The organism is Hymenobacter sp. R533113 (assembly GCF_056835965.1).
Genome location: NZ_JAKWBD010000013.1, coordinates 745854 through 770847, shown reverse-complemented (window position 1 = coordinate 770847; position 24994 = coordinate 745854). Strand labels below are relative to the sequence as shown.

The following is a 24994-nucleotide window of genomic DNA, read 5'->3' as shown; positions in this document are numbered from 1 at the left end:
TAACAGCAAACAAAATGGAACACTTGGCAAAGATTATTTCCGAACTGCGTGCTACGCTGCCCAAGCGCAACGACTACGCCCGCCGCACCGTCGAATTGCTGGCCACCCAGGGCAAGACCTACTCCAAGCAGCAGGTCTACAACATCCTGACCGGCCGCTACCACAACGCCGACGTGGCCGAGGCTTTCATTAGCGTCGTGGAAACCGAGAAGAAGCGCGTTGCCGCTCTCGAAGCCCGCGCCACCAAAGTCACTGCCGCCTAGCCATGCAAGTTGCCCTACTCGTCCCCGAACAGGAGTGGCAGCAGTTGCTGGCCGACGTGCAGCGCCTCAAGGCCACCGAATCCGCTATGCCCAAGCCCGCCCCGCCAGCTCCCGACCGGCTTTTGACCGTCCGGCAGGCTGCCGCTTACCTCAACATCAGCCCCGAGGGTGTGCGCAAAGCCCGCCGGGCGGGCCGTCTCAGCGGCTTGCGCCTCAACGAAAAGGAGTGGGGCTTCCGCGAATCCGAGCTAAACCGCCACCTCAACCGCTACAACCGGCCGCTGCCCGCGCTGGCGCAGGCGGCCTAACCCAATCCGCTCATGTCCCAACTGCTTCCTATCGTCGGCCCTACCGGGTCCGACCCGAATAGCCCTGCTGGCCAAGCCGACGAAGCCACTGCGTCCATCATCACCATTCAAAAGGCCAAGCTCAAAGACCAGCATCTGACGTGCGAATTCACCGAGCAGCGCACGCACGATGCGCCGCCCCGCGCTTTTGCGCTGACATGCGCCGAGCAGGTACACCCCGACCTGACCCACGCGCTGAGCCGCCTGGTGCCGCACCTCTGCCTGCTGGCCGAGCAGCTAACCGAGACACCCGACTACTGGCCCGACGAGTCCGAGGAGTTGCCGGCCCTGTTCGAGCCGTTCACCGTCACCGGCTTCTCCATGGGCCGCCACCAAAGCGGCGTCACGCTCATCGGCCAGCGCGAGCTAGCCGCCGGCCGCGCACTCAATCTGACCACGCCCTACCAGTCGTTCGACGACGAGCAGGCCAGCTACTCCTACGCCGGCTTGCTGGAAACGACGCTTGCTACGGCTCTGCTTGAAGTTGAAGCGGCCCTGCGCGGCAAATGCACCGACTACCGCCAGCTCGATTTGTTCGAGCAGCCGGCCGCCGAGTCCCACCAGTTAACGGTCACCCGCTAGCATGAAGGCCCCCGCATTTATGTTTTACACCGGCGACTTTCTCAGTTCGCCCGATGTGCAGCTCATGGAAGTGCATGAGGTCGGGGCCTACTGCCTGCTGTTATTCAATTCCTGGCAGTCCGACCGCCCCGGCTACCTGCCAGCCGACGAGAACCGCATCCGCCGCACTGCCCGCCTCACCACCGAGCAGTGGGCCACGAGCCGCGAGCTGCTGCTAAGCAAGTTTCCGCTAGCCCCCGACGACCCTTCCCACCGGCACAACCCGCGCCTGGTGCAGGAAGCGGTAAAACAGGCCACGAAGCGCGAGCGGCTGGCTGCCAACGGCCGCAAAGGCGGCCGGCCCTCAACCCAACTGCTTCCTGAAAATAACCAACTGGTTTCCCAAAATCTGCCCGCCGCGCCAGCAATTCAACCAGCAAAGCAATTGCTTTCCCCAGCTAAACAAAAGCTTTCCAGCAAAAAGCAAAAGCCCCCAAAATCGAAAGCAATTGAAAAGGCTTTCAATTTCAGTTTCACTACTTCTAAAGAAGTAGAGGGAGGTGAAGGGGCTGACGCCCCCGCACTCACGCCCACTGCTGCGAAGAAAAAAATACTGTTCCCACGCTGTCCGAGGTACAGGATTTCGCCACCGCTCAGTACCCCGACAGCACAGACGCCCAAGCCGAGGCCGCGGCCTTCTGCGACCACTACGAAAGCAACGGCTGGCGCGTGAGCGGCAAAACCCCCATGGTCAACTGGCGCGCCGCTTTCCGCAACTGGATGCGCCGCCGCCCGCAATTCCAGGCCTCGGCCGCCGCCCGCAGCGGCAGCGGCCCGCCCGTCCCAACCCGGGCCCGCACCTCTCCCAAACCTCTTGACCCCACTCGCTGGAGCTAACTCCCCAATCCGTTATGTCCGAAAATCAACCCAAGCCCTACGCTGTCCGCCGCCCCGCTACTTCAGCCCCCAGCAGCGGCCACCTGCCACCCCAGGCCCTCGACCTCGAAGCCGCCGTGCTCGGAGCCGCGATGCTCGAAGCCGACGCCCAGCGCACCCTGCTGGCTATCCTGCCTAGCGAGGAAGTGTTCTACTGTACCGCCCACCAGCAGGTATACCTGGCCATCCGCGACCTGGTGCAGCAAGGCAGTCACGCTGACTTACTCACCGTCACTCAGCAGCTGCGCCAGCGCGGCACCCCGGAGCGTACTGGTGGCCCGCACTTCGTGGCCGGCCTCACTAGCCGCATCAACTCCGCCGCCCACTTCGAAACCCACTGCCGCCTGTTGCAGGAGCAGCACGCCCGCCGCGTTGTCATTCGCGTCGGCACCGAGCTCACCGCCCACGGCTACGACCAGACCCGCGACCCACTAGAGCTGCTGGCTGATGCGCAAACCCGCCTCACCAACCTCCACCGCATTCTCGAAACCCGCCCCGGCCAAACCGCCGCCGCTGCTTTCGACCCCACGTTTGACCGACTCGCCCAGGCCGTCCAACAGCGTGGCCTCACCGGCATTCCCACCGGCCTCGCCGCTCTCGACGGCCTCACCGGTGGCTGGCAGCCCGGCGACCTGGTGCTTCTCGCCGCCCGCCCCGCGATGGGCAAAACCGCCGCCCTGCTGCATTTCGCCCGCACCGCCGCCCTCGACCACGGCCATCACACCGCCATTTTCAGTCTCGAAATGCCCACCCTGCAACTCATGCAGCGCATGGTGGCCAGCGAGGTTCCCGGCTACTCTAATTCCGACCTGCGCCGCGGCAACCTGCCCGGCGGCCTCGAGCAAGTAGCCCACATCCGCAGCCAGGCTCAGCGCCTGCGCACCCACGGCCACGCTTTGCACTTGGACGATACGCCCGGCCTGAGCATCCAGCAACTGCGCGCCAAATGCGCCCGCTTGCATGCCCAGCACCCCTTGGGCCTGGTCTTGGTCGACTACATCCAACTCATGCGCGGCGACACCAAAGGCAACCGGGAGCAGGAGGTAGGTAGCATCAGTCGTGGCCTCAAGGAACTAGCCAAGGAGCTCAATGCCCCCGTTATTGCGCTTAGCCAGCTTTCCCGTGATGTCGAGAAAAGGGGCGGGGAGAAGCGTCCGCTGCTCTCGGACCTCCGCGAGTCCGGCAGCCTGGAGCAGGACGCCGACTGCATCGTGTTCATGTGGCGTGGCGAATACTACAACATCCCCGAGTACGAGAACGGCACCGCCACCGCCGATACCGTCCTTTTCGACATCGCTAAGCACCGCAACGGCGCCACGGATGAAGTCATAGCGGCCTGCTCCATGCGCCGCGGCACCTTCCAGGACCTTGCATCCTTTGGCGCAGGCCACGGCGGACTACCAGCGTCTCAATTCGACCAGCCCACTTTCTAACCCGCCCCCATGCCTTCCCCAATCGTCATTAGCTGCTTCGACCTCACCACCACGCTTGTGCAACCGTGGGCCAATGCTGGCTACCTCTGCTACTGCGTGGACCTTCAGCATCCGCCCGGCGAAACCCGCGACGGCAATATTATCCGCGTGGGGGCCGATGTGCGCGAATGGCTGCCGCCCTACGGCCCCGTCGCCTTCGCCGCTTTCTTCCCGCCCTGCACCGATACCGCCATTTCCGGCCGCGCCCATTTCCGCCGCAAGGGTCTCAGCAGCGTCATCAAGGCTCTGCAGCTGTTCGAGTGGTCCGCTCGCCTCGCCGCCTGGTGCCAGGCTCCCTATTTCATCGAGAACCCGGTGAGCACCGTCAGCACCTATTGGCGACCACCAGACTTCCGGTTCGACCCCTGCGACTACGCCGGCTACCTGCCGGCCGAGCGCCAGCTCAGCGAAGCCTACACCAAACGCACCTGCCTGTGGACGGGTGGCGGCTTTCAGCTACCCGCCCACAAGGCCGTGGTGCCCATCTTGGGCTCCAAAATGCACAACCTCCCCGATTCAAAGAACCGCGCCAACCTGCGCTCCGTCACGCCCGCCGGCTTCGCCCGCGCTGTTTTCGAAGCTAATCATACAGTCAGCACAGCTAACTTCCTCGCACTCTTGCCACCTTAGAAAATAAGATAGGGCCAAACAAAATTTATTGTCTGGTAGCTAAGGTCAGAAGCCGCGATAGCACACATTATTGCCTTATCTTGACAACTTGTTTGCTGTTGTTTGCAGACTAGATGGTCAAGCTTTATGAATGTATTTACCCTACACAAACAGCTGATTGCTGACTACCAATCCTATATCAAAGGCTTCATCAATATCAAGGATGAGGCAATTCGGGCCAGAGTCGCGAGCGAGCTGGAAGGAGATAAGCTCTGGCCCAAACCATTGCTGCAATTTAATCCAGCCTTCAAACCGGGCCAATCCATAGCGTCTTTATGCGAGGAGGGGATACTACACCCTGAGATGGCCCAGGTGTTTAAAGGGTACGCACTATATGAGCACCAGGTACAAGCCGTGCGACGAGGTAGTGCTGGCCAAGGCTTCATAGTTACGTCAGGTACTGGCTCGGGCAAGTCGCTTACGTACATGGCCACCATCTTCAACGATTTGCTGAGGAATCCGCCGGCTGGGCCGGGCATCCGCGCAATCATCGTTTATCCGATGAACGCCCTCATCAACTCGCAGCACGAGGAAATCAAGCGTTACGCCGCACAATACCTTGAGGCAACTGGCAAACCCTTTCCAATAGAATTTGCCCAATACACCGGCCAGGAGAAAGCCACGGTAAAGGATGAAATTCGGGCTGCGCAGCCGCATATTCTGCTTACTAACTACATGATGCTCGAACTCCTGCTGACCCGGTCGCAGGAACAGCCCATGCGTGAGACGCTGTACAAGAATTTGCGCTACTTGGTATTCGACGAGCTGCATACCTACCGCGGCCGGCAAGGAGCCGATGTGTCACTGCTCATTCGCCGCCTGCACGCGCATGCCTCGCAGTCACTTATCTGCATCGGCACCTCCGCGACAATGGTTTCAGGGGGTACTCTTAGCAACCAGCGCGAACAGGTGGCAAATGTTGCCAGCCAGATATTCGGCACTCCCTTCGGCCCCGACGACGTGGTGATGGAGAAGCTGGTACCTTCCCTCAGCACCCAGGCCAAGCTCCCTACGGCCGACGAGCTGGCTGCCGCATTAGCTACCCCCATAGACCCACACGGCCCCGAGGAGCAGCTGCGGTGGCATCCTTTAGCTAATTGGTTGGAGAGCCATGTGGCCTTGGCCCAGCAGGAGAATGAATGGATTCGCAACAAGCCCAAAAAACTGGCGGATATCGTTGATGAATTGCTTCAGGCGCAAAGCCAGGCAGACCGTGACACGTGTGCAAGCCGGTTGAGCGAGGTCCTGGAGTGGATAAACAACGTGAATACTGCCCGTCAGGCCCGTGGCGAGCGGGTTACATATTTACCTTTCAAACTCCACCAGTTCATTTCTCAGACTGGCTCCGTGTACGTTAGCCTGGCCCCCGGTCCCGACCGCATTATTACGCTCGAACCGGGCGTGCGCCGCAACGACCCGACTACCCAGACCCTCAAACCCATCTACCCCGTCGTATTTAGCCGACAGTCCGGCCACGAATTTATCTGCGTCACCCTTCGTCCCGATACGGCTCAGGTAGAGCCGCGAGAATTCCGCCAAAAGCCCGCCGGTGACGAGGGCGCACAGCCTGGCTACCTGCTGTTGGGCGAGGATATTTGGGACCCAGCCAAAGATTTGGACGAGTTACCCGATGCGTGGCTGAACCATCGCAAGGATGGGTCCGTGGCAGTCGTAAAAAAATACCAGGACCGGATGCCGCTCAGGGTATGGTTTGATGACGACGGTAACTACTCAACATCCTCTTCACCAAAGTTGACTTTGGAAGGTTGGTTTATGTCGGAAAAACTACTTTTCGACCCAACCAGCGGTACTTTCTACGACCCTAAAACCAACGAGGGAACCAAGCTCACAACGCTCGGCAGCGAAGGCCGCAGTACTTCCACCACTGTCCTCTCCTATGCGCTGCTGCAACATCTGGCTCCCGTAGTAAACACTACGGCGGAGCAAAAGCTGCTCAGTTTTACCGACAACCGCCAGGATGCGGCCTTGCAATCCGGGCACTTCAACGACTTTGTGCAGGTCGCTCAGTTGCGGGCCGGTATCTACCGGGCTGTTGCACAAGCTCCCGGCCAACGGCTTGGTCATAGTCAGCTGCCAGATGCTATTTTCAAGGCGCTGGCCCTTCCGCCTTCTGCGTATGTCAACTCCGACATCGTGCCCACGTTTGCCGCTCAGATTCGGGGATACCAGGAGGCACTGAAAGACTTTCTGATGTACCGGGCTCTGTACGATTTGCGCCGCTCCTGGCGCGTCATCATGCCCAATCTGGAGCAGTGTGGACTCCTTCAGATTGACTACGAAGCCATCGAAGAAAACTGCGCCGACGACACCGCCTGGCAGCCTACGCCCATCTTCAACCAACTCACCGCCGCGCAGCGCGCCGAGGTAGCCCGCCAGCTGCTCGACTACTTCCGTAGCTCCTACGCTCTCTACAGCAGCGAGTACCTGACGCCCGAAGCCATGCGCAACAAGGGCACGGTCGTACGGGAAAAGCTAAAAAATCCGTACCGAATCGAAAAGGATGACGAGGAGGAGCCTGCTTATATGTGCATTACGCCCCCGCCCGCCGGTGGGCGTTATTTCACTGTTAGTGCAGGCCGGCAAAGTGCAGTCGGAAAATACCTGAACCGGATAGCGGAAAAGCATTGCCCAGGGCTCGATATGAGGCTGGCTTCCTACAATCTAATCATGCAGGAGCTGCTCAAAAAGTTCTGCGAAGCGGGCTGGCTTCAACCCACCAAAGTAGGAGTGGATGAAGAAGGCAACCCGTTGTATGTGTATCAATTGCGCGCCGACCAGTTGCAGTGGCAGCTGGCAACCGGTACCGCCCGGCGTGATGAGGTGCGCCAATACAGCTACAAGCAAGCTGCGGCTCTCAAGCCGAGCCAGTTCTTCCGCGACCTATACCAAACCAATTTCAGCGAGCAAAAGCAGCTGGTCGGTTCTGAACATACTGGCCAGCTCAATACCGACCAGCGCCAGGAGCGCGAAACCAAGTTCAGAGCCGGTGAAATCAGTGCGCTTTACTGCTCCCCAACGATGGAGCTGGGCATCGATATATCGTCGCTTAACGTGGTGCATATGCGCAATGTGCCGCCCAATCCGGCCAACTATACGCAACGCAGTGGCCGCGCCGGTCGCAGCGGCCAGGCAGCCTTGGTCGTTACGTATTGCTCTTACTACTCACCGCACGACCGCCACTACTTTGCCCGCGCTACCGAAATGGTGGCCGGCCAGGTAGCCCCCTCGTCTCGACCTGACGCAGGAGGAGCTGCTCATTTCTCATCTCAATGCCTTATACCTAGCCGAAGTCGGGGCCCATGCGTTCGAGAATTCGCTGACCGACGTCATTGAGATGTCGCATCCCGACTTACTCCTGAAGGACTCGGTGCGGGCATCCCTGGAGGCCACCGACGCAGCCAAATCCCGGATTCGGGGTGCGTTTCAGCGCATCGTGGCCCGGCTTCCCACGGCTGTGCAGTCCAAGTACTCCCTGAGTTGGATTAACCTGCACGTCGACCAGGTGCCCAGTGTTTTAAATCGCACACTAAACCGCTGGCGGCGTTTATACCAGGCCGCCGAAGTACAGTTGCGCGATGCTCAGGCCATTATTAGCCAGAACATTTACCTCGATGGTACGCCGGAGCGCAAGCGTGCTTTCCGCCTCGAGCGCCAGGCTACCAAGCAGCGCGACCTATTGCGCAACGACCTGGGCCGGCAAAACAATGCTGCCTCCGAATTCTATCCTTTCCGCTATCTGGCGGCCGAAGGGTTTCTGCCCGGTTACAATTTTACCCGCCTGCCCATTCGCACCTTCTTGCCCAAAGGCGACTTCGACGGTGAATTTATCTCCCGTCCCCGCTTCGTGGCCCTGCGCGAATTTGGTCCGCGCAACATTGTCTATCACAACGGCAATAAATTCCGCATCGACCAGCTTCAGATTTCCAACCTGGAGCAAAGCCTGCAGTCTGCCCGCGTAAGCCGGGCGGCCGGTTATTTCCTGACCGGTGCCGAGTTGACCCGCAACGTCTGCCCGTTTAGCAATACTCCGCTCGACAACGCCAGCTCCAAAGAGGAATTCGGGGAAGTACTGGTAGAAATGACCGAAACCCGCAGCGAAGAAATAGAGCGTATTTCCTGCGAAGAAGAAGAGCGCCGTTCCGAAGGATTTCAGATTGAAACGTATTTCAACGTGCCCGGCGGAATGCACACCGTAGTACGCGCCGAAGCCCGGGCTGCGGCCGAGCCCTTTTTGCACATCCGCTACATTCCCTCCGCTCAGCTGGTTCAAGTAAACCGCAAATGGCGCTCCGCTCGTGAGCAGGGTTTTTTAGTTGATATGGTATTTGGTCAATGGATGCGCGAGAATGCTGCCCCCACGGCCAGAGTCACGCCTGGGCAGTTGCCGCCCCGCCGTATTCAATTGTTCACGACCGATACGGCCGATGCGTTGTACCTGGAGCCCATTGCTGCCTTGGCACTGTCCGACAAAGGCGTGGTCACGCTTCAGTACGCCATCAAGCGAGCCATCGAAAATGTCTTTCAGGTCGAATCCAATGAGATTGGCGTCACACTGATGGGGGAGGGGCGCAACATCTTCCTTTACGAAAGCGCGGAGGGCAGCTTGGGTGTGCTGGCTCAATTCGTCCACGACAAAGACATCTTCCATCAGGTGATGGCCGAAGCGCAGCGCCTGTGCCGTTTCGACGACCCCAACTACCGCGAGCCTGCCTCTTACAACGACCTGCTTAGCTACTACAATCAGCGCGACCATCTGCTCATCGACCGTTTCGAAATTCAGGATGCCCTCGAAAAGCTGGTGGCTTGCGACATCCAGCTGCTTACAAACTCTGATTTCGACAGCTACGAGCAGCAGTACGAGCACCTTTGGCAAGCACACGACAAGAGTTCCAGTACTGAGCGCAAGTTCCTCGCCCACCTCAAAAAGCATAAACTGCGCCTACCTGACAAAGCCCAGCACCGGGTTGATGGCATTTACTGCCAGCCTGACTTTTATTATGAGCCGGGCATTTGGGTCTTCTGCGATGGTACTCCCCACGACGAGCCTGCCCAAAAAGCGCAGGATAAGCTGCTCCGGGAGGCCATCGAAAACCGGGGGAGGAGGTGCTGGTGTACCACTACGCCGACTCTTTGGAAGAGATGACCGCCAAGCGCCCCGACGTGTTCTACGCTGTTAATTAGTCCATCCCGCTACGATGCCGCTGTACGAGGCTGGCAGCACCCAATTCCTGTTTCTGCTCCTGTTTTCCTTCTGTTATGAGTTATGCCCCTGGCTCCCTGGTCCACGTCCGAAGCCGCGATTGGGTCGTCATGCCTTCCCCCAGCCCGACGAGTTATTGTTGATTCGCCCTTTGGGCGGGAGTGAAGAGGAAACCACCGGTATTTATTTGCCGCTGGCCTTCAAAGAAGACTTGCCAACCTCAGCCGAGTTTCCCAAACCCGTGCCGGAAGACCTTGGCGATTTTGCCTCCGCAAGGTTGCTGTACAACGCCGCCCGCCTTTCGTTTCGCAGCGGAGCCGGCCCGTTCCGGTCGTTGGCCAAGCTTTCCTTTCGGCCGCGGCCCTATCAGATGGTGCCGCTCATCATGGCCTTGCGCCAGCGCCCCAACCCCGTGCGCTTGCTCGTGGCCGATGACGTGGGCGTGGGCAAAACGGTAGAGGCCATTCTCATTCTCAAAGAATTGCTGGAACGTCGCGAAATTGAGCGTTTCGCCGTTATCTGCCTGCCTCACTTATGCGAGCAGTGGCAGTCTGAGCTGCGCGACAAGGCCGGCATCGAAGCTGTTGTCATCCGCTCCAACACCCAGGCCCGGCTCGACCGCGAGGTGCCCGGCCACGTCACCAGCGTGTACCAGCACTACCCGTACCAGGTCATTTCCATCGACTACATCAAAGGCGACCGGCGCGACGTATTCCTGCGCGAGTGCCCCGAATTTGTCATCGTCGACGAAGCCCACACCGCCACCAAGCCCGCCGGAGCCCAAAAAGCCAGCAGCAGCGTTACCACCTGCTGCATAAGCTGGCCGCTAACCCCCGCCAGCACTTGCTGCTGCTTACCGCCACCCCACACAGCGGCAAGCCCGAAGAGTTTAGCGCCCTGCTGGGCCTGCTCAACCCCAGCTTCGAAACGCTAGACATTCCCAATGCCACTGCTACCCAGCGTCAGGAGCTGGCCCGTCATTTCGTGCAGCGCCGCCGTGCCGACGTGGAGCAGTGGTTGGGCGAAGACACGCCCTTTCCCACCCGCGAGCCCGATGAGCGGAGCTACGCGCTGGCCCCTGCTTACCGCGAAGTCTATGCCGACGTATTGGCCCTGGCCCGTCACCTCACCAAGTCGGCCCAGGGCCTGCGCGGCGGGCAACAGAAATTTCATTACTGGACGGCTCTGGCCCTGCTGCGTGGCGTGATGTCCAGCCCCGCCGCCGGCGTCGAGATGCTGCGCAACCGCCAGCAGAATGCCCGTCCCGAGCCAGTTGGGGAAGATGCTGTGCCAATCGCCCCCGAAACGCTCGAAGCCGACCCTGCTGCTGACCAGCCCAATCCCGTGCTGGACAATGATTTTGGTTTTGAAGGCGATTATACTCCCGCCCAGGTAGTGAGCCGCACCGATTTCACCAGCTCCCAGCAAGCCAAGCTTCGTGAGCTGGTGGCCAAGCTGGAGGATTTGCAGGGCATCGCCAAAGACCAGAAGGCTGCCGAAACCCTCACGCTCATTACCCAGTGGCTGAGCGAGGGCTTCCACCCCGTCATCTTCTGTCGCTACATCGCCACTGCCAAATACTTGGGTGGCCTGCTGCATCAGCACCTCACCAAGGTGGGCCGGCAGGCCGTGCGCGTCGAAACTGTTACCAGCGAAGACCCCGATGAGGTACGTCGCCAGCGTATTGAGGACATGGCCAGTGCCCCCATGCGGGTGCTCGTCGCCACCGATTGCCTCAGCGAGGGCATCAACCTGCAGCATCTGTTTTCCGCTGTGCTGCACTACGACCTGCCCTGGAACCCCAACCGCCTCGAACAGCGCGAGGGCCGCGTTGACCGCTACGGCCAGCCCGCTCCCCGCGTTAAAGCCTATCTGCTCTATGGCAAAGACAACCCCATCGATGGCGTGGTGTTGCGCGTCATCCTGCAGAAAGTCCGGGAAATCCGCAAGGCCACCGGCATCACCGTGCCTTTCCCCGAAGACAGCAAAACGGTTATGGATGCCGTACTAACCGCCGTGCTACTCAGTCCCCAGGCTGCCACGCCTTCCGCTGTTCAATTAGGCCTCGACTTCGGCGAGTCTGACGTGGTGCGCCGCCAGGAGCAGAAGGTAGACAGCGAATACCGGGCGGCCGTTGAGCTGGAAAAAGTCCCGCTCCATCTTCGCCCAAAACGCCATCAAACCTGACGAAGTATCCGATGACCTTCGCCTGGCCGACGAGGCCATTGGGAACCCCGCTGCCGTCGAAGCCTTTGTTACCCAGGCGCTGCCCGCGCTGCTTGGGGCCCAAATCACTCCGCACCGTACCAAAACCGGCGAAGGCGCCGGCTATACGCTGTTCACCACCAACCTGCCCGCCGAGCTGCAAAGTCACTTCGCCGGGCAGCCAACCGTGTCGGTCAGCTTCGTGTCGCCCACGCCTGCCGGTCATCAGTACCTGGGCCGCAACCACCCCTTCGTCGAGCAGCTTTGCCAGGCACTGCTGGCTAACGCCGTGTATCGCAAGGGCCAGGCACCTGCCCGCGCCGCCGTACTCCGCACTGCCGCCGTCACCACCAAAACCACCCTGCTGCTCTTCCGGGTTCGCAACGTCATTGCCGAGCGCGCTTCCCGCCGCCAGCTCGTGGCCGAGGAGATGCTGCTGTGGGGGTATCGGGGCAGCCCGTCTGAGGCCAACTTTCTGACCCACGACGAAGCCCGCGACCTATTGTTCCTGGCTGTTCCCGGCCCCGACCCCAGCTCCCCCGAAGCCCACGCCAACTTCCTCACCCGCGAGCTGGCCCGCCTCTCCGACCTCGAAACGGCCTTCAACCAAGTGGCTGAGCAACGTGCCGAAAACCTGGTGGCTGCCCATGACCGGTTCAGCCACGTGGTAAAGGCCAACCGCTACCAGGTTGTCACGCCCGTGCTGCCAATGGATGTGATGGGGTTGTACGTCTTGTTGCCTTTGTTGCAGGTAGGCAGTTAGTGCATGAATTGAGCGGGTAACAATTCCATAGTCCTGACCTTACCTTAGTCTACCCACCATCTGAGTAAATGCCCGATATCACCACCCCTGAACCCTACACACTCTACGTTGACGAAAGCGGCGACTCCAACCTGGTTATCATCAACCGCGACTTTCCGCTGTTCGTCCTGTGCGGGGTGCTGGTGTCCAACAGCGAGTACCAGGCTGTGCGACGTGCCCTGAATGACTTGAAAGTAACGTTTTGCGGCGGCAAGCAAACCGTTCTGCACTCTCGCGACATTCGTAAGCAAACCGGGGCGTTTACCTGGCTGCAGGTGCCCCAGCTACGGCAGGCATTTTATGATGCCATCAACGCGGTGGTGCAGGAGCAGGCCTACCTGTCCCTCGCTGTTGTGGTGCGCAAAGCTGCTTATGTGGAGCAAGTCGGCCGCCTCACTGAGGATGCCTACGCCATTGCCCTGTCCACGCTGCTCGAAAATGCCGTTTTGCTGCTGGCCCGCTTGCCTGGTCCCCCTTCTCCCTTGCACTTGGTGCTCGAACGCCGTGGTAAGCGCGAAGACCAGGACCTAGCCCGCAACTTCCAGCGCATTCTGCAACTCGGTACCGCGCATCTCACGCCTGCCCAGCTTGCCGCGTATGCGCCCACCATCGACTTCCGGCCCAAGTCCGACAATCTCAACGGCCACCAGCTGGCCGACTTGCTGGCTTATCCCATTGCCCGGCACGTACTGGCTGCCCGCAATACCAACCCCGCCTTCGAAGTCCTTAGCACCCACCTCGACCCCAGCCACGGGCTGTGCATTATCCCTACCCCCTAAAATGAGAACAGGAAGCCAGCCCGAAGGCTGCTTCCTGCCGGCCGGGAAACCCCAGCCCACTAGTTCTCAATGATGCGGGAACTACACCGCCGACCGAGAAACCCCGGTCCACTGCTACTATCAAGCGGGAGCACGACCGCCGACTTTTTCAATGGCTTGCACCACTTCGAAGTCAAATACTAAACGCTGCTTAACTCCGAAAAGTTGAGTAAAAGTAAAGGAAAGTAAGCTAAAGTCAAGCAAAGTAAAGCAAAATGTAACCAAGTGTAAGGCCTGTTATCCTTCGGAAGTCATGCTTTTTATGCCTTGCAGTAGCCCCTGATTGGTTTGTCAGTCGTCCGGTTTCCCAATCCATAGGAGAGGGGCCAACAGGGTGGGGTTCCGCCGGGCCGTCGGTTGTTGATGAAAAGAGGAACAACGGGTGCCTCCGTGCCAGCGAAAATAAAATTCCCCGGCAATCATCCGCAAACTATCTTGCATACCCCTGGCATCCCGCTGTTTCCATTTGCTTTCTCCCTCGTCCACGATTCTTTCATCACGTCCCCTGCTACCAGTCTAACGCTCAAATTATTACCCACTAACTTCAAAGCTGCATCATTCAGCCGGCCAGCCAGCCCGGGACCTTTTCATCAGAAGGCTTCACTTCCTCCGCTGCATCAGCGGCCGAGGAGTAGCGCCAGCTGGAAGGTTTTATTGGTTTCGCCACTGCGCAATTTCGTCCTCGCTCCATCCCGGAGCCAGGGCTAGGGAAGGGGTATCTATCGGCCGGCTGCGGGGATGATTCTCCTATGCGCTTCCCTACCATCCGCATCGAGGGTTCCATCCTCTCGGCCGACATTCTCGACAAGCTCGAAAATGCTGACCTGACCGGCCAGCGCCCCGCCGATTTTGGCTTGCCCGCCACCACCAAGGTTAAAGAGGAGATAGTCCGGGCCTGGACCGATGCCCAGGGCCTGTGGCGCGTGTTCAAGCGCCAGATGGAGAATGTGGCCCCCGACAAGTCGGGTACCGCCGAAACCCGCCGCTACTGGATGCTGCCCCTGCTGGGTCTGCTCGGCTACAACCCTGAACTGCTGCGCGACGCCCCCCGCCTCGACGATAAAACCTACCCCATCAGCCACGCCGATGCCGGCCGCGGCAACCTGCCCCTTCACGTGATGGGCTTCCACGACTCGCTCGACAAAAAGCGCGAGTCCGGTGGCCCCCGCCTGTCGCCCCACGCCCTGGTGCAGGAATACCTCAACCTGCACGAGCACCTTTATGGCCTCGTCACCAACGGCCTGCGCCTGCGCCTGCTGCGCGACAGCAGCCGCCTTGTGCGCCTGAGCTTCGTCGAGTTCGACCTGGAGCGGATGTTCGACGAAGACCATTTCGCCGATTTCGCCGTGTTCTACCGGCTGCTGCACGCCACCCGCCTGCCCGCCGCCGAAGACAAAGGAGCCGACTCGCTCATCGAGCACTACCACCAGGACGCGCTGGAGTCCGGCTCCCGCATCCGCGAGGGCCTCAGCCAGGCCGTGTTTCAGTGTCTCACGGCCTTCGGCAATGGTTTCGTGCAGCACCCCGACAACGCCGCCCTGCGTGAGTTGCTGGAGCAGGAGAAGCTAACCCCCAAGCAGTACCACCACGCCCTGCTACGTCTCGTGTACCGCCTGTTGTTTCTGCTCGTCATCGAGGAGCGCTACTTGCTGTTTCCGGCGCTGCCCGCCCCCGGCGACGAAGCCGCCCGCCAGGCCTCTGCCACCCAGCAAGCCCACGAGCAGCTCTACCAGAAGTACTACAGCTTGGCCCGCCTTCGGCACCTCTGCGAGCAGCCCCACCTCACCCACGATGCCCGCTTCGCCGACCTCTGGCAAGGCCTCGTGCGCACCTTCCGCCTCTTTGAGAGCGAGAGCCAGGGCGCGCCCCTCAGCATCCGGCCGCTGGCCGGCGAGCTGTTTGGGTCCCGCGCCCTGGGCACCCTCATCGACTGCCAACTGCCCAACCACGTGCTGTTGGGCTGCCTACGCGCCCTCACCGTGTTCCGCCACGCCACCACCAACCAGATTACCCGCGTCAACTACGGGGCCCTCGACGTGGAGGAGTTTGGCTCCGTGTACGAAGGCCTGCTCGACTACCAGCCCATCATCAGCGCTGCAACTTCCGGCCGCTGGTCCTACGTGCTGCACAAGGATGACAAGGACCGCGCCGCCAGCGGCTCGCACTACACCCCCGAACAGCTCGTTCAGCCCCTCATCCGCCACTCCCTCGAACACGTCATCACCGACAAGCTGACCACCTCCAAAGCCCAGGTACTAGAAAAAGCCAGCGTAGCCAAGTCGTCCGGCTCCCCCTCTTTTTGGAGAGGGGGTTGGGGGGTGAGGTAGCCCAGGCCCAAGCCGCCGCGCTGCTTTCCATTCGCATCTGCGACGTAGCCTGTGGGAGTGGCCATATGCTGCTTTCCGCCGCCCGCCGCCTGGCCGTGGAAGTGGCCCGCGTCCGCACCCAGGAAGACCAGCCCAGCCCCACCGCCATGCGTCAGGCCCTGCGCGAAGTCATCAGCCAGTGCATCTACGGTGTCGACTACAATCCCCTGGCCGTTGAGCTGTGCAAAGTGGCCCTCTGGCTCGAAGGCCACAATTCCGGCGAGCCCCTCAACTTCCTCGACCACCACATCCGCTGCGGCAATGCCATCGTGGGCCTGGCCCGCGCTGAAGACCTAGAGCGCGGCATCGCCACCGAGGCCTTCAAAACCCTGCCCGGCGACGACAAAGAGGTTGCCAGCGCCTTTCGGAAGCGTAACAAGCTGGAGCGTGAAAACCTAGTGCAAACGGCTACCGACTTTCAGCAATCCGTTGATAGCAGCTTGGGCGCAATTAGTCAGCAGGCCGAGGCCGTGCGTTCCATGCCTGACCACACGCCCGCTCAGGTGGAAGCCAAAGCCCAGGCTTATAGTCGTTTGCGCGGCCCTGAGCTGCAACGGCTTGAGCTATTGGCTCATTTACAAGTAGCGCCGTTCTTCACTGCCAAAACGCCCAATACCAAAGACCGTATCCTGACCAATGCGGCCTACCGCCGCCACCTCACCGGCAAGCATTCCATTCAGGACATAGCCGCCGCCTACGCTACCGAAACCGCCACGGAAAAGCGGTTCTTCCACTGGTTTCTGGAGTTTCCCGATGTGATGGAAGGGAATGGAGGGTTTGATGTGATAATTGGTAATCCGCCATACTTAGAGCGATTCTTAGGTTGATGTATGGGTTTGGGCGTATCTTTTGGATATGAAAGCGTATTCGAATGATTTACGGGAGCGGGTGGCGGCGGCGTGCGCCGCGCCCGGTGCCACGCAAACCGCCGTCGCCGCCCGGTTCTGCGTTTCGGTCTCGTTTGTCGAAAAGCTGCGCCAGCGCCAGCGGGCGAGTGGGTCGGTGGCCGCGCTGCCCCACCGCAGCGGCCCCGCGCCGTTGCTGGACGCGGCAGCCCGCGCCGAGTTGGCGGCCTGCTTGCGCCAGCAGCCCGACGCGACCCTGGACGAGTTGCGCGTGTGGGTGGCCGCGCTGGGCGGCCCGAGTGTGAGCCCAGCCACGATGGGCCGCGCCGTGCAGGCGCTGGACTGGCGGCGAAAAAAGAGCGTCCACGCCGCCGAGCGTGATACCGAGCGCGTGAGGGCCTTGCGGGCGGCCTTTCTCGAAGACGTGCAAGCCGAAGAGTTTGCCTGTTTCAAATTTGTGGACGAAACCAGCACCAACCTGACCTACTGCCGCCGCTACGCCCGCGCCGAAGGCGGGCAGCGCGCCCCGCAAGCCACGCCCCTGCACGGCGGACCGAACGTGACGCTCGTGGCGGCGCTGACTCCGAACGGGTTGCAAGCGGCCATGACCGTGAGCGGGGCCCTCAACGGCGACGTGTTTGCCGCCTATCTCGACCAGGTGCTCGGCCCCACGCTCGTGCCCGGCGACGTGGTCGTGCTCGACAACCTGCCGGCCCACAAAGTGGCTGGCCTGGCCGAACGCGTCGAAGCCCGCGGGGCCCGCCTGTTGTATTTGCCGCCGTACTCACCCGATTTCAACCCCATTGAGCTCGCCTTCAGCAAGCTCAAAACCTGGCTCCGCACGGCCCAGGCCCGCACCCGCGACGCCTTGGAGACGGTCATCCAAACGGCCATCGAATGGGTGACCGAAGCCGACGCGAAAAACTGGTTTGACCATTGTGGCTACCACGTACACTAACCTGAAAATTGCTCTAGGTCATAAGAAGCTGAGTGGTTCGTATGGGGATGATAATCTCAACTGGTTGGTGACAGAGTTCGCACCGGCAGGAGCAATAGACTTAGTAGGGTATTTTTTAGGAGAACATTCTCGTTACTGAGGCCCGAAGGTTTTCAAGCACTTATTGCAACTGGGTCAATTGCCCAGGGAGCAACTATGGAAGGAAGCTTAGGTGTAATACTAAGTGAGGGTGGCGAGATAAATTATGCTGTAAAAAGCATGGCATGGCCAGGAGAGGCAGCTGTAGATGTGGCGTTGATAACTATAACTAAACAAGTTTGGAAGGGGCGCAGATACTTATCCGACCAAGAAGTTGATTACATAGCGCCTTATCTAGATAGTTCCGAAAAAGCAGATGCCCCTTTTACACTTTTTTGCAATAGCAATAGAAGCTTTGTTGGCTCAGTGGTAAATGGAACAGGTTTTATTTTGACTGATAAGCAGGCAGAGTACTTTATTACTTCAGACGAAAGGAACAGAGATGTCATCAAACCATATTTAAATGGTGATGATGTAAATAATAGCATCGACCAAGGACCAAGTAGAAGAATCATTGATTTTCAAGATTGGGATGAGGCATTTTGCGAGAATAACTACCCGGATTGTTTTGAACATATAAAAAAGTATGTTAGACCACACCGTGAGACGGTAAAACGTGCATCTTATAAAACCAGGTGGTGGCAATATGCTGAGCGAGTCGCTAAATTGTACCAAACGATAAGCACCCGTAAGTCAGTGCTCGTTACATCAGAGGTTACTAAGTATTGCACTTTTGCCGCTGTCAGCACTGATAAGGTATTTATGAATACCGTAAAAGTCATTGCTGATGACTCATGGTTAACCGCATCGATTTTATTAAGCAATTTTCATGTTCATTGGTCGTGGAAGTATGCTTCAACAATGGGCGCAAGCACCCTGCGATACATTCCAACGAAAGCGTTTGAAAATTTTCCTTTTCCTCAAAACATCTCAGTCGAGACCCACGCGACGCTAGACCTTATAGGCGAAACCTACCACGAGCACCGCCGCCAACTCATGCTGGATTTGAACCTCGGCCTAACCAAAACCTACAACCTCTTTCACACCCCCGACCTTACCCCGGCCGCCCTGGCTAAAGCTGCTAAGCTCCCCGCCACCGCCGACGCCCCGGCCTTGCACCAGCGCCTGCTACGCCTGCGCGAGTTGCACCGCCAGATGGACGAAGCCGTGGCAGCCGCCTACGGTTGGTCCGGCCTGAACCTCGAACACGGTTTCCACGAGCAGGAATACCTGCCTGAGAATGACCGGGTGCGCTATACCATTTCGCCCGCCGCCCGCCGCGAGGTACTCAGCCGCCTCCTAAAGCTCAACCACGAAATCCACGCTCGCGAAGTAGCCGAGCAAGCGGCCCTGGCTCTGGCCACCAAAACCGCCAAGCCCGCCCGCAAAACCAAAGCCCAGGCCACCGCTCAGCTGCCCCTCACCACCGCGCCCGAGGCCGCCGCCACCTCCGCCGAGCCAGTCGTGGTGATGACCGCCGCACCCCTCGATTTCCCCGAGAGCCTTCCTGAAACCGAAGAGCTGGCCCCCGCATCCGCAGCGCGCCCATCCCGCCGGGCCGCGCCTTTCGAGCGCACCGTATTGGGCGGCGAGGTCATCCACCAGCTGCACGGCTCCCCCGGCTTCGGCCGTGTCAAGCTCATGAAAGGCATGGTGCTACTCGACCTGCACGTCCTGCCCGAAGTAGACCTCGACACCCATTACTACCGTCAGGCCGCTGGCCCCTACGACAACGCCCTCAGTCGCTCCCTCGACCGGCAGTTCGAGCAGCAGAAATGGTACAAGCCCGTGGGCCTGCCCGGTGGCGGTGTGCGCTACGAGCGCCTCGCCAAAGCCGGTGGCCACCAGAAGTACTTCGCCGGCTACTGGGGCCAGTACCAGCCCGAAATCAACCGGGTGCTGGGCCTGCTCCGTCCCCTCAGCTCACAACAAGCTGAAATCGTCGCCACCCTCTACGTGGCTTGGAACGACCTGCTCCTCGACCAGGTCCCAGCCCTCACCGATGCCCGCATCCAGCAGGAAGCCACCACCGCCTGGCACGACAGCAAGCTCCGTATCAGCGCCGAAGAGTGGGCGTGGGGCTTCCAGTTCATCCGCCAAAACGACCTGGTGCCCCGCGGGCAAGGCGAACACTCCCGTATCACCCCTTCAGCTAAAAAGCAGTAGCGGCTCCATTTATGCCTAAGCTGCCACCTCCGCCCGCCGTGCCGGTACCTCCACCTCCGGTTTCGGCCAAAAACTACCTAAACCTGGACAAAGCAGTGGCCTTTAGTGTGCGCGCCGCTTACCAGGCAATGCGCGGTTGGCTACGTGGCCGCCCCCTCGACGAGGTGGCCCTCATGAGCCGCCTGGTTGAAAAGCTGGTGTACAATCCATGCCCACCGTGGCGCTCACCGGCTTATTCTCTTGACCGTCGGCTATTTCTATTACACCGGAAGGGTAAAAAGCAGGTAGATAAGTACGGGGCTGATTTGGCTGTTGCCGTCAATATCTTTGATGAGAGAGCATGGAATGGAAAAGCAGGTGCCAAGCATCTGTTTTCTAAAACTGCCTTGTTTCAATTGAAAAAGGGAGACAACTACGAAGCCAAGCTAACCAGAACCCAGTTGCTGCAAGCCGGCATTTTTGCAAACCGCAGCTTCGTGCTGTATGCACATGAAACAGCGGGGGAGTACCGAATTAAGGCAAGTACCGAGCTGCTGGCCGAGTTCACCAGGCCCGGACAGCAAAGCAAGAAGTTCGATGCCCGGGACTGGTATACTTTGTCGGAGTGGCTCGTACTCTGGCTTACGTGCCAGCAAGGCATTCCCAGCGACGATGCCAGTCGAATAGCTACCGAAGCTCAGTTAACGGCTGAATTGGTGGAAGCAAAGAAGGAGCCCCTCACCTTTTTTGTGAATGGATTTCCAGTAGACAGGCCTACGCAACCTAGTATCAATAACGAGCGCGCTGAACTTAACCAGCAGGGGCGCAATAGCACAATTCGGCTGCCTACAGCTTGGGTAGAAATAAACTTTGCCTTTCCAATCCAGCGAGACCAGCGTCAATAGTCACAAAAAATACAAAATGAGTAAGCAAGCTTTTATCGAAGCACTTTCCGCCGAGTGCTCTAACTATAACCACCCGCGCCAGGCGGAGATGGCAGCGAATCTATTAGATACCGTTTCCAGCGACATCTACTCCGAAAGCCAGCGGTTTGTATTCGAGCTTATTCAAAATGCCGACGATTCTTCCCAAGGCACGGAGAACGAGGTTTATTTTGACTTCTACGACAACTACATCGTTGTCTCGCACAACGGAAAGCCGTTCACCGAAGCCGACATCCGCGCCATCACCAGTGCAGGCGCGAGTGAAAAGGAGGCCGACCCTACTAAAACCGGGTACAAGGGCATTGGCTTCAAGTCTGTGTTTGGCAAATCTAATTGGGTAGGCATCTTTTCCGATGGGTACAATTTCCGATTTGAGAAGGCCCACCACCAAACCCGGCTTCCTTGGCAGGTAATCCCCATCTGGACGGAAGGCACCGAGTTGGATTCCGATGCTGTAAAATACCTGACCCAGGAAAAATACCAGGTATCGACCGTAATATATCTTTCCGAAACGGCCAGCCTCCAGGCCGAGTTGGAAGAGTTGCTGAGCAATGCTCAGATTCTGCTCTTTTTACGTCGGGTAACCAAGATATCAGTTTCAATAAACGGTGTGGACCACTACACCATTTCCAAAACTTCTGCCAGTCCGGAATCCGCTTTTCAGCGAGTCTCCTTATGGAAGAACACGCAGGAAATCAGCTCGTGGCTGGTCAAGTATTTCGATAGCATCCCCATCGACGTCCACACCCGGCAGGAGTTGAAAAAGGACGAGAAAACCCCGCTCAAGCTGAAAGAAGCGGAGTTTACCGAAATAGCCTTTGCTGCCCGCGTCGAAAGTGACCGAATCAGAGCACTGAAAGGTGATGAAAGCCTGGTATTCACCTACCTCCCCACTAAAGTTGCAGACTTTGCTTTTCCCTTCCTGGTCAACGGCAGCTTCTTGACCAATGCGGCCCGCGAAGCCCTACACGAAGACCGGATTTGGAACCAGTGGCTAATCGGGGTCGTAGCTACCAAGCTGTTCGACTGGCTGCAGGAGCTGGCCCTGACCAGTCATCGTTTTGAAATTCTGCACCTGCTGCCTCCGGCCTTTGCTGGTAGCGGCCACGAGCTTAAGAGTGCTTTCGCAACCAGTGCCGCCGCTGCCATTGCTACCCAGGCATTCATTCCATCCAATACGTTAAGTCTAAAGCAGGTCAGTGAAGTCGTAATTGATGACACCGGCCTTGCCAGCTTACCCTTCCTGTCTACGGAAGCCGTCGTGACCTTCGTCAACGACAAAACCGGGAAGTCATTCGACCCGGATTCCTTCGCCAACCGCGACCTGCAGCAGATGAATAAGCTGCGCCCGCTTGGTGCTACCTTCTTCGACGCGGACAATCTGGAGCAATTCTTTTTGTCTGACACATTTACCGCCAGCCACCAGGTCGAGGATAATCATGCCCTCATCGAGTACTTCTTCAAGAAAGCCACCAAATTCGATAGCTCGGGTGAATGGAATCACAAGCTGAAGCTTATACCATTCATTTACAGTGATGACGAGGAGCTTAAATCGCCCGCTACCATCTGCTTCCCTTCCCTGAGTAGCTTCCAGACAGAGTTTGGTGAAAACAGTCTCTGTCATTAACCCCACTGCCTACGCCAAGCTTGAAAGCAATGCCGACCTAAAAAACTGGCTCGAATCACTAGGCGTCAAAGAGCCATCCTATACCGCTTACCTCGAAAATGAAATTATTGGCAATATTGAGAAGTGTATCACCAAGGAGAATTTCCAGAAGGTGACCCGATATCTATTCAATCAAAATAAAAAAGGAACATTATCACAAGCTCACCTAGCTAAACTACAAGACATCCGTTTGCTGTGTTCAAACGGCAAGCTGATTGCAGCAAAAGATTGCTACCTATCCGATTTGTACGAGCCAGCCCTTAAACTGGAGCAGGTAAATAAACTCGCAGAGTATGTTTCCGCTGAGTACAAGCAGCCGCAGGATTTTACCAGCGAATGGAAGACCTTCTTCCTGAAAATCGGGGTGAGTGAAAATATCTCGCTCATTTATGCCTCATGTAAAAAAACCGATACGACGGGCGTGATTGAAGGGGAGTATTTCGACTTGGTGATAAAAGAGGGTAAAGCTAAAAATGGTTATCCGAGCTGGATAACTGAGCTTAATCATGTCTCACTCGATAAGATTCGTTCTTCGCATTATGCTCACAAGTACGATTTTTCTAAGCTGTTTTGGGAGCAGGTTTTTAAGACGGTCAAGCTAGACCAAGTAAAACCGCATGCACTCATTCCTTGGGGAATGTACGGTAGCATTGAAAGAGTGACGAACTATTTTCACTGGTTCTTGAAAAATGTCGCGGTTTTTCCCACAACGCAGCGTACCTGTTTAAAAGCCTCCCAGGTTTATATTAACCTAAAGGAAATAAATGAATTAGCTGGTGCCCATCTGCCGGTATTCGATTATGGCCAACAAATGCCGGACAACTGGAAGGCCTTATTGGACTTCAAGAAACAGCTGGAACTGTCTGATTATTTGAAAATCCTGGAGAGTATCGCTAAGCCTGCTGAGAATGACGGGGGAGAGGTTAGTAAGGCCGAACGGAAAAGAATAGGTCTGATTTATAATAAATTAGCCGCTTTCATTTCCGAGTGCTCAACTGCCGATAAGGCCACGCTTCATGTATGGTCTACCCAGCATCACTTGTTAGCTACGACCGGTGTTTTCGAGATAGCATCAAGCTTGAAGTGGATTAAGCGTGACGGTTTCAACGTACTCAATGGTTCTTTGAAGCCCCTGTACGTCCCTGAAAATTGCGACTCAAAATCCCCTGAATTCACACAGTTCCTGTCATTGCTTCAAATCCAAAGCATTGAAGAGTTTCAATCAGAAGTAGAAGCAGAGACGGAAAGTCCACAGCTCAAAGCACGACTATTAAGCGTATTGCCATATTTGGCATTACTCATTGAGAAGAAGACCTACAAGAGTGCAGAAGCTGAGTTTACTCGAATGAAAGATATTCTGGTCAGAACTACCTTTTATAGTGCATCAGCCATCTATCTGTCATTGGTTTTCCAAGGTGAAACCCATCGGGGCCAGGCTATGAACGTCTTTCAGGACGGAAATGGCGCCTTGTATTTCAAGGGCAGCTGGCGAAGTAACCCACTTACTGTGTTTAACCTTCTTCGGGAGTTAAGCAGCCTCTTGAAAATCAATGGTCTGAATGAGGAGCTACGGGTTCTGCTTGAACTGCCTATTGGAGAAATTCCGGTATGGTTGCTCGATATAGGGGTGCCTGCCGAAAAGTTGGGGCTGGCTCACACATGGATAGGTGGTGCAAATTTAGGTAATGTCGCTCAGCAAGAAATTGCTTTGGACGAAGATGCGGATGAGCTTGTTGATAGTGAGGGCTCTGATGTATTAGATTATGGTTATGAGCAGGGTTTTAGTCCAGAGGTTTCAGCTAGTGAAATCGACTTAGGGAGCGTCCAGGTACATACACGTACGTTCCTGCCAACCCTTCAAACTTCAGTGGCAGGCCACTCGGAAATCAAAGACCAGGGGGTCAGGTTCGAAGTCGGTAGATGGAGTGAAGAATTGATATACAGCTTTTTTGTTAATAACAACGCTGACTTTTCAAACGTCGAATGGCAGAATAAAGACGGAGAGAGCGGTAAGCCCTACGATTTTAAAGTTGTCCATCATGGCGTAGAAAAATATATCGAGGTAAAGGGCACTCCTTCTTCAACCAAAGACGTCATTTATATGTCCAAACACGAATGGCAGTTGATGTTCGAACAAGGCGAGAAATACGAAATTTACCGTGTTACAAGTGCGGGCATTACTGCTTCGGTCAAGATTGACATTATCACCAATCCTAGTAGCAAAATCAAGCTGGGTGAATTGATGCTTACTCCAATTCAATTACAGGGTTAGCGTATATACCTTGTCTTTTCGTTCAGCGCTTGCGCTGCTGTCGCTCTTTCAGCTGCTCCCAGCACCACACCGCCGCCTCAAACGCCTCGGCTGACAGCGTGACCACCGAGTACCGCACCCGGTCCCGCAGAATATAGTCTCCAATGGTATCGTGGTGCCCCTGCCGGCGCAGTTCATCCGCCTGGCCCGGCTGCAGGGCAAGCGCCAGGTGAATCTGGTAGCCGCCCGTCGGTGTGGTGATGACGCTAATGCGCCGGTTGTGCAGCCGCCGCGTAAAGCCGCGACGGCTCTCGTACTGCGCCGGGCTGCCCGGCAGGTGCGCCGGCGGCGTGAGGTACTGCTTCTTCCGCAAGGGTTGTGAGGCGGCCTTCTTTCGTGGGGTCTTCATAAAAAACAGGTTCAGTAAGTAAAAATCAGGGAGCAGCT

Annotated in this window: 20 protein-coding genes; 19 read left to right on the top strand and 1 reads right to left on the bottom strand. The window is 57.7% G+C overall.

What is annotated here, in order from left to right; translation table 11 throughout:
• The first annotated feature begins 14 nt into the window (after positions 1-14).
• The 19 genes from MKZ35_RS12450 (at position 15) to MKZ35_RS12360 (ending at position 24568) form a co-directional block, all read left to right on the top strand.
• Positions 15-263, top strand: a complete 249-nt coding sequence (locus tag MKZ35_RS12450; RefSeq protein ID WP_331144254.1) for a hypothetical protein — start codon at positions 15-17, stop codon at positions 261-263.
• A 2-nt stretch (positions 264-265) separates the two neighbouring features.
• The gene (locus MKZ35_RS12445; RefSeq protein WP_482513600.1) at positions 266-571 is read left to right on the top strand and encodes a helix-turn-helix domain-containing protein; all 306 of its coding nucleotides are present in this window, start codon (positions 266-268) and stop codon (positions 569-571) included.
• A 12-nt stretch (positions 572-583) separates the two neighbouring features.
• Positions 584-1192: a hypothetical protein gene (locus MKZ35_RS12440; protein WP_482513599.1), complete on the top strand. Its 609-nt coding sequence runs from the start codon at positions 584-586 to the stop codon at positions 1190-1192.
• Position 1193: 1 nt separating this feature from the next.
• Positions 1194-1904, top strand: coding sequence for a DUF1376 domain-containing protein (locus MKZ35_RS12435; RefSeq protein ID WP_482513598.1), 711 nt, complete (start codon positions 1194-1196; stop codon positions 1902-1904).
• A gap of 178 nt (positions 1905-2082) precedes the next feature.
• Positions 2083-3540 carry a replicative DNA helicase gene (gene dnaB / locus MKZ35_RS12430; protein ID WP_482513597.1) on the top strand — a complete coding sequence of 486 codons (1458 nt, stop codon included), beginning with the start codon at positions 2083-2085 and terminating at the stop codon, positions 3538-3540.
• Between the two features lie 9 nt (positions 3541-3549).
• Complete coding sequence (locus MKZ35_RS12425; RefSeq protein ID WP_482513596.1) at positions 3550-4209, top strand: hypothetical protein; 660 nt, start codon at positions 3550-3552, stop codon at positions 4207-4209.
• A 126-nt stretch (positions 4210-4335) separates the two neighbouring features.
• The gene (locus MKZ35_RS12420) at positions 4336-7602 is read left to right on the top strand and encodes a DEAD/DEAH box helicase (RefSeq protein WP_482513595.1); all 3267 of its coding nucleotides are present in this window, start codon (positions 4336-4338) and stop codon (positions 7600-7602) included.
• A gap of 1 nt (position 7603) precedes the next feature.
• Positions 7604-9412 (top strand): DUF1998 domain-containing protein, encoded by a 1809-nt coding sequence (locus MKZ35_RS12415; protein ID WP_482513594.1) that lies wholly within the window; start codon positions 7604-7606, stop codon positions 9410-9412.
• 52 nt (positions 9413-9464) lie between these two features.
• Positions 9465-10403: an SNF2-related protein gene (locus MKZ35_RS12410; RefSeq protein ID WP_482513593.1), complete on the top strand. Its 939-nt coding sequence runs from the start codon at positions 9465-9467 to the stop codon at positions 10401-10403.
• Positions 10313-11656 (top strand): helicase-related protein, encoded by a 1344-nt coding sequence (locus MKZ35_RS12405; protein ID WP_482513592.1) that lies wholly within the window; start codon positions 10313-10315, stop codon positions 11654-11656. Before MKZ35_RS12410 ends, MKZ35_RS12405 begins: the two co-directional genes overlap by 91 nt.
• Positions 11604-12437, top strand: coding sequence for a hypothetical protein (locus MKZ35_RS12400; RefSeq protein WP_482513591.1), 834 nt, complete (start codon positions 11604-11606; stop codon positions 12435-12437). The genes MKZ35_RS12405 and MKZ35_RS12400 overlap by 53 nt, the downstream gene beginning before the upstream one ends.
• A 68-nt stretch (positions 12438-12505) precedes the next feature.
• Complete coding sequence (locus MKZ35_RS12395) at positions 12506-13255, top strand: DUF3800 domain-containing protein (protein WP_482513590.1); 750 nt, start codon at positions 12506-12508, stop codon at positions 13253-13255.
• A 788-nt stretch (positions 13256-14043) separates the two neighbouring features.
• Complete coding sequence (locus MKZ35_RS12390) at positions 14044-15621, top strand: hypothetical protein (protein ID WP_482513589.1); 1578 nt, start codon at positions 14044-14046, stop codon at positions 15619-15621.
• Positions 15594-16487: an Eco57I restriction-modification methylase domain-containing protein gene (locus MKZ35_RS12385; protein ID WP_482513588.1), complete on the top strand. Its 894-nt coding sequence runs from the start codon at positions 15594-15596 to the stop codon at positions 16485-16487. Before MKZ35_RS12390 ends, MKZ35_RS12385 begins: the two co-directional genes overlap by 28 nt.
• A gap of 28 nt (positions 16488-16515) precedes the next feature.
• A complete protein-coding gene (locus MKZ35_RS12380; protein WP_482512977.1) occupies positions 16516-17463 on the top strand; it encodes an IS630 family transposase in 948 nt (315 codons plus the stop codon).
• A 195-nt stretch (positions 17464-17658) separates the two neighbouring features.
• Positions 17659-19707, top strand: a complete 2049-nt coding sequence (locus tag MKZ35_RS12375) for a type IIL restriction-modification enzyme MmeI (protein ID WP_482513587.1) — start codon at positions 17659-17661, stop codon at positions 19705-19707.
• Between the two features lie 11 nt (positions 19708-19718).
• Complete coding sequence (locus MKZ35_RS12370; protein WP_482513586.1) at positions 19719-20591, top strand: hypothetical protein; 873 nt, start codon at positions 19719-19721, stop codon at positions 20589-20591.
• A gap of 16 nt (positions 20592-20607) precedes the next feature.
• Entirely contained in the window at positions 20608-22257 is a 1650-nt protein-coding gene (locus MKZ35_RS12365) for a sacsin N-terminal ATP-binding-like domain-containing protein (protein ID WP_482513585.1), read from the top strand.
• The gene (locus MKZ35_RS12360; protein ID WP_482513584.1) at positions 22235-24568 is read left to right on the top strand and encodes a protein NO VEIN domain-containing protein; all 2334 of its coding nucleotides are present in this window, start codon (positions 22235-22237) and stop codon (positions 24566-24568) included. Before MKZ35_RS12365 ends, MKZ35_RS12360 begins: the two co-directional genes overlap by 23 nt.
• A gap of 22 nt (positions 24569-24590) precedes the next feature.
• Here MKZ35_RS12360 and MKZ35_RS12355 read toward each other — a convergent pair whose 3' ends face one another.
• Positions 24591-24956, bottom strand: coding sequence for a hypothetical protein (locus MKZ35_RS12355; RefSeq protein WP_482513583.1), 366 nt, complete (start codon positions 24954-24956; stop codon positions 24591-24593).
• Positions 24957-24994: the final 38 nt, after the last annotated feature.